Annotated in this window: 9 protein-coding genes; 5 read left to right on the top strand and 4 right to left on the bottom strand. The window is 58.0% G+C overall.

All coding sequences use genetic code 11. The features are described from left to right. The first annotated feature begins 14 nt into the window (after positions 1–14). From rpsD to rplQ, 3 genes are read left to right on the top strand one after another with little or no spacing between them, the layout of a single operon-like run. Complete coding sequence (rpsD, locus tag ADADOO_RS11525) at positions 15–644, top strand: 30S ribosomal protein S4 (protein WP_511277656.1); 630 nt, start codon at positions 15–17, stop codon at positions 642–644. Positions 645–667: 23 nt separating this feature from the next. Next, positions 668–1,642, top strand: a complete 975-nt coding sequence (locus ADADOO_RS11520; RefSeq protein ID WP_511277653.1) for a DNA-directed RNA polymerase subunit alpha — start codon at positions 668–670, stop codon at positions 1,640–1,642. A 54-nt stretch (positions 1,643–1,696) separates the two neighbouring features. Beyond that, positions 1,697–2,095: a 50S ribosomal protein L17 gene (gene rplQ / locus ADADOO_RS11515; protein WP_226403545.1), complete on the top strand. Its 399-nt coding sequence runs from the start codon at positions 1,697–1,699 to the stop codon at positions 2,093–2,095. Between the two features lie 65 nt (positions 2,096–2,160). On the opposite strand, the gene ADADOO_RS11510 is transcribed toward rplQ, so the two are convergent. Genes ADADOO_RS11510 through ADADOO_RS11495 form a run of 4 tightly spaced genes read right to left on the bottom strand, consistent with a single transcriptional unit; the run spans position 2,161 to position 8,324 of the window. After that, positions 2,161–3,702 carry a response regulator gene (locus tag ADADOO_RS11510; protein ID WP_511277652.1) on the bottom strand — a complete coding sequence of 514 codons (1,542 nt, stop codon included), beginning with the start codon at positions 3,700–3,702 and terminating at the stop codon, positions 2,161–2,163. Next, the gene (locus tag ADADOO_RS11505; protein ID WP_511277651.1) at positions 3,699–4,622 is read right to left on the bottom strand and encodes a response regulator; all 924 of its coding nucleotides are present in this window, start codon (positions 4,620–4,622) and stop codon (positions 3,699–3,701) included. The genes ADADOO_RS11510 and ADADOO_RS11505 overlap by 4 nt, the downstream gene beginning before the upstream one ends. After that, a complete protein-coding gene (locus tag ADADOO_RS11500) occupies positions 4,615–6,510 on the bottom strand; it encodes a CHASE domain-containing sensor histidine kinase (RefSeq protein WP_511277650.1) in 1,896 nt (631 codons plus the stop codon). The genes ADADOO_RS11505 and ADADOO_RS11500 overlap by 8 nt, the downstream gene beginning before the upstream one ends. Next, positions 6,507–8,324: an ABCB family ABC transporter ATP-binding protein/permease gene (locus ADADOO_RS11495; protein ID WP_511277649.1), complete on the bottom strand. Its 1,818-nt coding sequence runs from the start codon at positions 8,322–8,324 to the stop codon at positions 6,507–6,509. The genes ADADOO_RS11500 and ADADOO_RS11495 overlap by 4 nt, the downstream gene beginning before the upstream one ends. A 104-nt stretch (positions 8,325–8,428) precedes the next feature. Here ADADOO_RS11495 and ADADOO_RS11490 point away from each other — a divergent pair, with 104 nt between their 5' ends. Both ADADOO_RS11490 and ADADOO_RS11485 read left to right on the top strand, forming a co-directional pair. Continuing rightward, entirely contained in the window at positions 8,429–8,842 is a 414-nt protein-coding gene (locus ADADOO_RS11490) for an acyl-CoA thioesterase (RefSeq protein ID WP_511277648.1), read from the top strand. A 45-nt stretch (positions 8,843–8,887) separates the two neighbouring features. Then, positions 8,888–9,689: OmpP1/FadL family transporter (locus ADADOO_RS11485; protein ID WP_511277647.1), on the top strand; the 802-nt coding region annotated here is incomplete at its 3' end.

Genomic DNA, 9,689 nt, shown 5'->3' with positions numbered 1-9,689 from the left:
AAGGAGAAAGACAAGTGGCTCGTAATCTCGATCCGAAATGCCGTCAGTGCCGCCGCGAAGGCGAAAAGTTGTTCCTGAAGGGCGAAAAGTGTTTTACCGACAAGTGTGCCATCGAGCGTCGTTCTTACGCTCCTGGTCAACACGGCCAGAAGTCTGGCGCACGTTTGTCTGACTATGGTGTTCACCTGCGCGCCAAGCAGAAAATTCGCCGCGTTTATGGCGTTCTTGAAGGCCAGTTCCGCAAGACGTTTGCCGAAGCTGATCGCCGCAAGGGCCAGACTGGTGAAAACCTTCTGCAATTGCTCGAAGCCCGCCTGGACTCCGTCGCCTATCGTATGGGTTTTGGTGCTTCGCGCTCCGAGTCCCGTCAGATCGTTCGCCACAATGGCGTTCTGGTCAATGGCAAGCGCGTCAACATCCCTTCCTTTATCGTCAAGCCTGGTGATGTTGTCCAGTTGACCGATCGTGCTCGCGCTTCCCTGCGTTGTAAGGCTGCGCTGGAAGCTGCTGAGTCTCGTGGTTTCCCCGAGTGGATTTCGGTGGATGTCAAAGAAGGCAAGGGCACATTCAAGGCCATGCCGCAACGCTCTGAACTGCCGGCGACCCTGAATGAAGGTCTCGTCATCGAACTTTACTCGAAGTAAGCACTGAGCAGAGGATCTAGCCCATGCAAAGCAGTGGACTTCTAAAACCCCGTATCATCGACGTGCAGAGCGTTTCGCCCGTGCAAGCCAAAGTAGTCATGGAACCGTTTGAACGCGGTTATGGCCATACCCTTGGCAACGCGTTGCGTCGCATCCTCCTCTCATCGATGGTTGGTTACGCACCGACCGAGGTGGGTATCGATGGTGTTCTCCATGAATACTCGACCATTGACGGCGTACAGGAAGATGTCGTCGACATCCTCCTTAACCTCAAGGGTATTGTGTTCAAGCTGCACAATCGGGATGTTGTTAACCTGAAATTGGCCAAGGAAGGTGAAGGCCCCGTTCGTGCTGGCGATATCGAATTGCCGCACGATGTCGAAATCATCAATCCGGAACACGTAATCGCTCACCTCTCCACGGGCGGCAAGCTGTCCATGGAGATCAAGGTTGAGAAGGGGCGCGGCTACGTTCCTGGCAACATGCGCAATCTCGGCGATGCCAAGTCCATCGGCAAGCTGGTACTCGATGCCTCTTTCAGCCCGATTCGTCGTGTTGCTTACGCTGTCGAAAGCGCTCGCGTTGAACAGCGTACCGACCTTGACAAGCTGATTGTCGATATCGAAACCAACGGTGTTGTCGAGCCGGAAGAAGCTATCCGCTACGCTGCCCGCGTTCTGATGGAGCAACTTTCCGTCTTCGCTGATCTGGAGGGTACCGCACCTGTCGCTGAGGCTTCCAAACCGGCTCAGGTTGATCCGGTTCTGCTCCGTCCAGTGGATGATCTCGAATTGACTGTTCGTTCTGCGAACTGCTTGAAGGCCGAGAACATTTACTACATCGGCGATCTGATCCAGCGTACCGAGAACGAGCTCCTCAAGACTCCGAATTTGGGTCGTAAGTCGCTGAATGAGATCAAGGAAGTGTTAGCCGCTCGCGGTCTAACGCTTGGCATGAAACTCGAAAACTGGCCGCCTGCCGGTCTGGAGAAGGTGTAAGCCTTTTCCCCCGGGCGGTCAAGGGACGCCTGCAGAATATAGAAAGGATTAACCATGCGTCACCGCAATGGACTTCGCAAACTGAACCGTACCAGCAGCCATCGCTTGGCGATGCTGCGCAACATGACCGTTTCCCTGCTTAAGCACGAGGCTATCAAGACCACTGTGCCTAAAGCAAAGGAACTGCGTCGTGTTGTTGAACCGATGATTACCCTCGGTAAGACCCCGACGCTGGCTAACAAGCGTCTGGCCTTCGACCGCTTGCGCGACCGCGATATCGTGGTCAAGCTGTTTGCCGAAATCGGCCCGCGTTATGCAACCCGCCCGGGCGGCTACCTTCGCATTCTGAAGTGTGGTTTCCGTGTCGGCGATAACGCGCCGATGGCGTTTGTCGAACTGGTCGACCGTCCGGAGCCTACCGAGGCTGTGGAAATCGAGGAAGCTGCTGCCTAATACGGTAGTGATAAAAAAAGGCCGGAAATTCCGGCCTTTTTTGTCTACCTGCTTTTTGCTGCTATTTATGGGCAGTCGATGAGCATTAGCGATATATCGTCGCTAGCAACACCATTGTTCTGATGAGACGCCAGTGCTGCCTCGATTTTTGCAAAGCGGTCAGTTGGTGAGGTATTGGCTGTCGATGCTATCAGTCCCTCAATACCAAATTGAATCCCCTCTGGACTGGTTGCCTCAAGCAAGCCGTCCGAGCAGAGTACCAGCTGGCTCTCGTCGGTCCAGTAAAAATGTTGTGGATTGCCGCCAAGCTTGTCGTTGCTGACGATGCCCAAAGGAAGATTCTCTGATGGAAAGGTGCAGGCGATCCGTCCCCATCGGTCGAACAGGAACGCATCCGGGGTGCCACCAACCCAGATGTCGCCCTGTTTTGCTGTTTCATCGAGGCAAACCAGCGTAATGGCGACGAACCGACCGATGGGCATGGATTCCTTAAGCTGTTGATTCAGCTCGAGAACAATTTCACGAATTGACCGATTGAGTTTAGTCATTCTGTAGAACAGGGCGAGCACAGGCAAAACGCTGATCGCTGCGGTTAGACCGTGCCCGGTGGCGTCGGCAAGCAAGGCATAGAAAAGCCCATCCGGAGAACGGTTGGCGGCAACGATGTCGCCACTGAAGTTTTCAGCCGGGATGACCGCATAGCGTAGCCGTCTGTCCTGGAGACCCTTGCGGTGTAGCTGCATTTCCATCAGGCCCAAGGCGAGGTGCTGTTCGGCTTGGGTGTGGTCGTAATAGTCCTGCAACTGGCGGGCATTTTCGCGAAGCTTTTGTTCTGTCTGCTTGCGTTCTGAAATGTCGCGTATGACGCTGACCCTCATCCGCTGGTTGTCGAGAACAATTTCGGAGATGGTCAGTGTCGCTGCGAACCGGTGCCCATCCTGGTGCAATGCTTCTAGTTCGCGCTCAAGGCTGATGCTTTTTGGCGGCTTGCCCTCTCCATCATTTCGGGCCCGGATGCCATGCGTCGCGCGCTCATCTTCGGGCGCGAGCATTGAAATATTTTTCCCTACCATTTCAGCCGGAGTCCAGCCAAAAATGCGCTCAGTTGATTGGTTGACCGCAACAATGACGCCTTGTTCATCGCTGGTGACAATGGCATCAACGACGTTATCGGAGATGGCTTGAATGCGCCGTAGCGAGTCGATCGACTCCTGTTGCAAGGCCAGCGAACGTTGCATGGAGCGAAGTTTGGCTTCGAGGACGACGAAGTTGATTGGCTTGGTCAAGTAGTCGTCGGCGCCAGCATCAAGGCCTTCAACCAGATTTTCGTCGCGGTTCAGCGCGGACAGGAAGATGACCGGCGTCCACCGGTCGCGGGGCATCGCCTTGATTCGCCGCGCCGCCTCGAAGCCATCCATGACCGGCATCATGATGTCGAGCAACACCAGATCAGGGGACTCTGCGGCGAAGCGGCGCACGGCCTCCTCGCCATTTTCGGCCAGCAGTACTTCGTGCCCGAGCTTTTTCAGGAAAACCTGAAGAATGTGTAGATTGGTACGGTTGTCGTCGACCGCCAGTACCTTCATTTTGCTTGAGATAGAAGTCATGTTTGGTGCTCACCACTGTTTCTCTTACCACTGCAAATGGTGGCGACGGCGATATTGCCGCAGCCCTCATAGGTGATGCTGCTGAAGCTCAGCATGCGGGCCATGGCGATGCCGCGACCATTCGGGTCAAAGGCGCGTTTAGGATCAATTTCGAGATAGTTTTGCCAGGAAAATCCGTGCCCCTGGTCGCAGATGCGAAGGGTGATGGCATCAGGCTGGCGGCGATAGCTGAGGCGGACTTCCTTGCTTGCATTTTCTGGCAGGGCGGCGCGTCGGCTGATTTCTTCGTGCCAGCGATCCTCTTGTTTTAAAGTACTTTTCTCGGCATAGGCCAGGCCGAGATTGCCGTGCTCAACGGCGTTGATGAGCAGTTCGGAAATGCCCATAACGGCTGCTTCGGGGTTTGGGCAGGCATGGGCAATGAAGGAGGCTAATTGGGCGGCTTCATCGATGGTTTGGATGGAAAACTCAGCCTGATCAAGAAACTGCAGCGAATTGATGTGCTGGTGCAACTGCCGGCTGAGCGCACTCCGCGCCTCCGCATCACTCAGCGCCGCGTGGACGATGGCGAGCAGGCTGTCCCTGCGGTAGGGCTTGGTTAGGTAGTAGTAGGCCCCGGCTTCAAGGCCTTCGCGAATCTGCTCGGGGGAGTTGGCGGCCGTCTGCATGATGACGGGGATGCTAGAGATGCGCGGGTCGCTCTTCATCCGTTTGAGTAGAGCGATGCCGTCCAGCCCGGGCATCATTCGGTCAAGCAGAATAAGCTTGAAGTGGTTTTCCGGATTTACTAGCAGTTGCCAGGCGGATTCGCCGCTGTCTGCTGTGTGCAGGACGAAGGGGGCTTCTCCTTCGAAATACTCGACCAGAATTTCCAGGTTGAGTTCTTCGTCATCCACCAGCAAGACATGTGTTTTAGTCATGTTGTCCCGATTTTTCCATCCAGCAGTTCAATGGCAGAGTGACGACGAAACAGGCGCCCGGCCCTGGATTGTTGTGGGCTGCAATCGTACCACGGTGCTGGGCAACAATCGCCCGGCAAATGGCCAGTCCGAGCCCTGTTCCGCCCGCGCCATTCTTGGTGGCGCTGCTCTGCACGAATTTTTCAAAAATATGCTCGAGTTCGTCGGTCGGTATGCCGACTCCCTGATCGATGAAGCTGATGGCCAGACCCGCCTGCGAGCCGCAATCCCTGGCTCGCCGACCGGTCGGGAGTTCGGCCTCCGATAGCGTGACACGAATGCATCCGCCTTCCGGCGAAAACTTGATGGCGTTGGAGAGCAGGTTACAGATGACCTGCGCAAGCCGGCCCGGGTCCGCGGTAAGGTAAGTGCTGGCTGCCTGGCTGCTGATGTCGAGCTGTAACTTGCGATCGATTAGCAGCGATTCGAGCTGGGCGACGACCTGCTTAATCAGGGCAACAACGTCGAATGTTGTCGGGTGCAAGATCATTTGCCCGGCATCCAGTTTCGAGAGGTCGAGCAATTCGTCGATCAGGGCGAGCAAGCGTTGTCCGCTCTGGTCGATACGCTGGAAGTATTGAGTGATTCTGGGATCTCCGCCATTTGCGGCGCGTCGGCTGCCGAGCTCGACAAACCCGAGGATGGCATGCATCGGCGTGCGCAGTTCGTGCGACATGTTGGCGAGAAATTCCGATTTGGCCTGATTGGCGGCGCGCGCTTGCTGCAAGGCGCCGTCAAGGCTGGCCGTTCGCTTGTCGACGAGTTCCTGCAAATGGTCGCGGTGTTCGCTCAACTCACGCGTCAGGGCGCGGGCGTAGCGTTCGGCGCGTTCGCGATGGGTGGCCAGGTGGTGAACCAGGAGCGCCAGCAGCAGGCTGCCGAGCAGTCCGCCATAGAGAACTAGCGCAGGGGTATCAAGTGCTGTGTGGCCGTGGCGGCTCAGGTGAAAGTGAAGAATCCAGTTGCGTCCGCCGAAGTCGATTTCGTGATGCAGTAAAGGTGTGTCGCCGATGCTATGGCCGGGGGCCGAGTTGTAAATTAGCGTTGGCGCAGATTTTGCGCTGTCTCCGGCCAGTGATTCGTCGAAAATTTGCAACACAAAGCGGCTGCCGAGCGGGAGCTTGAAGGATGCCATGAACTCGTCGAAGCGATATGCCGTGAGGACGACGCCGGCGAAGGCTCGCTTGTTCGCGTGGCGAGAGCCGGCTGGCCCGCGCTCGAGGTAGATAGCGTGAAGCATCTGGAAGCCCGGACGTTTCGTGCCTTTGTCGGGCTGGAGTTCGATGGGCGCCGTCATGGCAACGTTGCCGGAGAGCATCGCGCGGTTGATGGCGTCGCGTCGCGCTGATTCGGAGAGCAGGTCAAACCCGAGCACCGCCTCAAAGGTGGGCGATTCCGGCGCGATATAGGCAAGCGGCAAGGCCAGCCGGGAGTCGGTTTTCGGGAATATCCGCAGCATCCCACGGTTAACCGGAAATTGGCTCGATTTTTGAAATGCTCCCGTGGCATCGCGATACATTGCCGGCGCATAGGCGAAGGCAAACATGCCGGCCAGGCTGCCCTCGGTTGCCATGGCCTTGGCAAAATGCCGCCACGTTGTCAGGTCATGGGTTGGCGTTGCAGCGGCAAAGGCCTGCAGCGAGCGGAGGAACTGGCCATGCAGATTCAGGCGGTCGCGAATCTCGGCCGTAATCGCCGCGCTCTCCTGGTTGTTGGCCAGCTCTTCGGCCTGCGTCTGGAGGCGAAGCTGCCACTGCCAGGTGGCGAGCGTAACCAATGCCAGCAGCAAGAAGGTGACAAGTGGCAACAACCCGCCGCCACGGGTAAGCCTCAAAGTTGCAGCCTTCACGGCGCGATCGGTTCCTGGTCGCGATCTTCCTGCTGTTGCAGTGTCCACATCCGGGCGTAGGTGCCGTCGGCAGCCAGCAGCGCGGCATGGCTGCCGCGCTCGACGATCCGCCCTTCGTTCATGACCAGGATTTCGTCGGCGTTCATGACCGTGGACAGGCGGTGGGCGATGACGAGCGTCGTGTGGCCGATGGCCACTTGTTCCAGCTGCGTTTGAATGGCTCGTTCAGTCGCCGAATCGAGCGCCGAAGTGGCTTCGTCGAAAATCAGGATGGGTGGGTTTTTGAGTAGGGCTCGGGCAATGGCGACGCGTTGCTTCTCGCCGCCGGAGAGTTTGAGGCCACGCTCACCGACGCGGGTTTCGTACTTGAGCGGCAGCGACTCAATGAAATCGTGCAACTGGGCCGCGCGGGCGGCGGCGAAGACTTCCTCGCGGCTCGCTTCCGGTTGGCCGTAATTGATGTTGTAGAAAATGGTGTCGTTGAACAGCACGGTGTCCTGCGGCACGATGCCGATGGCCGCGCGCAGGCTGGTTTGCTTCAGGGCGCGCAGATCGTGGCCATTGATCTGGATGGCGCCGCCCGTGACGTCGTAGAAACGGTAAAGCAGCCGCGAAAGCGTCGACTTGCCGGCCCCGGAATGGCCGACGACGGCTACTGTCTTGCCCGGCGGGATGGCAAAACTCAGGTTTTTCAGAATTTGCCGGTTTGGCTCGTAGGCGAACTCGACGGCGTCGAAATTAACCTGCAGCGGGCCGCTGGGCAGGTCGCGCGCATCCGGCGCATCGGCGATCTCCCGGTTTTCGTTGAGCAGCTTGAACATCCGTTCGATGTCGGTCAGCGCCTGGCGAATTTCGCGGTAAACGATGCCGAGGAAATTGAGCGGCATGTAGAGCTGAATCAGGAAGGCATTGACCAGCACGAGATCGCCGATAGTCATCCGGCCATCGACCACGCCGCTCGCTGCGCGCCACATCATGGCCGTGACGCCGAGCGCGATGATCGCCTGCTGGCCGAGGTTGAGGAAAGCCAGCGTCGTCTGGCTGCGCGTTGCCGCCTCTTCCCATTTGAGTAGTTGCTCGTCGTAACGGCGGGCTTCCCAGGCTTCGTTGTTGAAATACTTGACCGTCTCGTAGTTGAGCAGGCTATCGACCGCACGCGTGTTGGCGGCCGAGTCGTTTTCATTGACGGCGCGGCGGATGTCGATGCGCCAGTTGCTGACCTTGATGGTGAACACGATGTAGGCGAGCAGCGAGATCATCGTGATGACGACATAACCCATGTCGTACTTGACGAACAGGATGCCGAGGACCAGCCCGATTTCGACCAGCGTCGGCAGGATCGAATAGAGCGTGTAGGAAATCAGGCTGGAAATCGAGCGGCTACCCCGTTCGATGTCGCGCGACACGCCGCCGGTCTGGCGCTCCAGATGGAAACGCAGTGACAACGCATGCAGATGGCGGAAGACTTCCAGCGAGACCTGCCGGACGGCCCGTTGCGTGACCCGGGCGAAGAGAATTTCGCGCAGTTCCTGAAACAGCGAAGTCGAAAAGCGCAGCGTGCCGTAGAGGACAAGCAGCAGGACCGGCAAGGCCAGCCGTTGCTCGCTGCCCGACAGCCCATCGATCATCTCCTTGAAGATTAGCGGCACGCCGACATTGGCCAGTTTGGCGCCGATCAGGCAGGACAGCGCGGCGATAACGCGCAAACGGTATTGCCAGAGATAAGGGAACAGTGTGCGCAAGGTCAGCCACACATGGGTTTCCGGCAGAGGTTGTCCGGCGGGCGGTTTGGGAAGGGCTGTGCTACGGCGCATGGCGGGGCCTGACGGAGATTGGCGGGTGAGGTGACTTCTGCGAGTATATGAAAACTCCCCGCTTTCCGGGAAAATCCTGATATGCATCGCGTTTTGGACAAGTCATGACCATCGATCGAATCTCTCTTCCCGGCAAGCACTCGACGTTGCGCGTCGTGCCCATGCCGGCGGATCTCAACCAGAACGGCGACGTTTTCGGCGGCTGGGTCATGGCCCAGGTCGACGTGGCAGGCGCCATTCCCGCCATGCGCCGGGCGCGCGGCAGGGTGGCCACGGTTTCGGTCAATTCCTTCCTCTTCAAACAGCCGGTTTCGGTCGGCGACATCGTCAGCCTATACGCCGATATTGTGCGCGTCGGCACCACCTCGATCACGGTTAAGGTCGAGGTCTATGCCGAACGCAATTACGCCGCGCCGATCATCGTCAAGGTCACTGAAGCCGAACTGACCTACGTGGCCATTGATGGCGACGGAATGAAGCGCGCGGTTCCGCCCGAAAACTCGGCGAAAATGGATTAAAATCCGTCAGTTATCCAATTACCCCGCCTGTTAGGGAGCAATCCAATGAATAAAATGACCCTGCGTATCGTTCCGGCCCTGTTGCTGGTTGCGTTTTCCGGCGTCGCTTCGGCCGCCGCCTTCCAGCTTATGGAGCAAAATGCCAGCGGTCTGGGTAACGCCTATGCCGGCTCGGCGGCGGTTGCCGACAATGCCAGCACGATTTTCTACAATCCGGCCGGCATGACGCAGCTGGGCAGTGGCATCCAGCTTTCGGCCGGGGTGACAGGTGTCGGGCCGAGCTACGAATACCGCGATCAGTTCGGCGTAAAGTCGGGCGGCGACGCCGGCGGCTGGGCAGCGGTGCCTAACGCCTACCTGTCGGGGCAAGTGACGAAAAACCTTTTCCTGGGGCTGGGTGTTTCGGCGCCGTTCGGGCTGGCAACTGAATACGATGCCGGTTGGGTGGGGGCTGGGCAGGCCATCAAGTCGGAAATCAAGACGATCAACATCAATCCGTCCATTGCCTATCGTGTGAGTGACAAGGTGTCGCTTGGTTTTGGCTTGAACTACCAGTCCATCGATGGCGAACTGACCAAGACGGGCGTAATCCTCAAGGCAGATGACAGTGCCTGGGGCTGGAATGTGGGTGCCTTGTTCACACTGTCGCCCGCCATGCGCGTCGGTCTTTCCTATCGCTCATCGATCAAATACACCCTCGAAGGCACGCTCAATGGCGCTCTCCCGGTCAAAGCCGACCTGAAGTTGCCGGACACTTTCATTCTGTCGGTCTGGCAGCAGGTTTCCGACCGATGGGAAGCGATGGGCGACCTTTCCTACACGCGCTGGAACTCCCTTCAGTCGCTCA

Source organism: Azonexus sp. (assembly GCF_036170495.1).
Classification (GTDB): domain Bacteria; phylum Pseudomonadota; class Gammaproteobacteria; order Burkholderiales; family Rhodocyclaceae; genus Azonexus.
The sequence above is the reverse complement of the archived record's forward strand: the minus strand, read 5'-3'. Positions and strand labels throughout refer to the sequence as shown.

Bases quoted from the DNA above. Each gene is read 5' to 3' on its own strand.
- ADADOO_RS11520 (WP_511277653.1), top strand. From the start codon at position 668: ATGCAAAGCAGTGGACTTCTAAAACCCCGTATCATCGACGTGCAGAGC.
- rplQ (WP_226403545.1), top strand. From the start codon at position 1,697: ATGCGTCACCGCAATGGACTTCGCAAACTGAACCGTACCAGCAGCCAT.
- ADADOO_RS11510 (WP_511277652.1), bottom strand. From the start codon at position 3,702: ATGACTTCTATCTCAAGCAAAATGAAGGTACTGGCGGTCGACGACAAC.
- ADADOO_RS11505 (WP_511277651.1), bottom strand. From the start codon at position 4,622: ATGACTAAAACACATGTCTTGCTGGTGGATGACGAAGAACTCAACCTG.
- ADADOO_RS11495 (WP_511277649.1), bottom strand. From the start codon at position 8,324: ATGCGCCGTAGCACAGCCCTTCCCAAACCGCCCGCCGGACAACCTCTG.
- ADADOO_RS11490 (WP_511277648.1), top strand. From the start codon at position 8,429: ATGACCATCGATCGAATCTCTCTTCCCGGCAAGCACTCGACGTTGCGC.